Origin of the sequence: Citrobacter sp. TBCS-15, assembly GCF_005280815.1 — a bacterium.
In the GTDB taxonomy this organism is placed as follows: Bacteria; Pseudomonadota; Gammaproteobacteria; order Enterobacterales; family Enterobacteriaceae; genus Citrobacter; species Citrobacter werkmanii.
On sequence record NZ_SZWK01000234.1, the window covers coordinates 1 to 220 of the forward strand.

A 220-nucleotide genomic window follows, 5' to 3' on the forward strand; every position below is an offset into this window, starting at 1 on the left:
AAAAAGTTGTTATTGATGGTCAAAGTGGTCAAAGTATCTTAACGAGTGAAATGAAAGATTTCAAATTGAAAGAACCGATACTACCAACTGTAAAAGAAATTATCAATGCTAATTCCCTATGGGAACAAGGAATTTTTCAAAAAAGCTTTTGCCATTCTGGACAACCTTCACTTTCTACTGTAGTCACTAACTGTGACAAGAGAAATATCGGTACTAGTGG

At 34.1% G+C, this 220-nt stretch carries 1 protein-coding gene; it reads left to right on the forward strand.

Annotated elements, in window-relative coordinates; all coding sequences use genetic code 11:
* Positions 1–220: hypothetical protein (locus FDW96_RS12830; protein ID WP_212732902.1), on the forward strand; the 220-nt coding region annotated here is incomplete at both ends.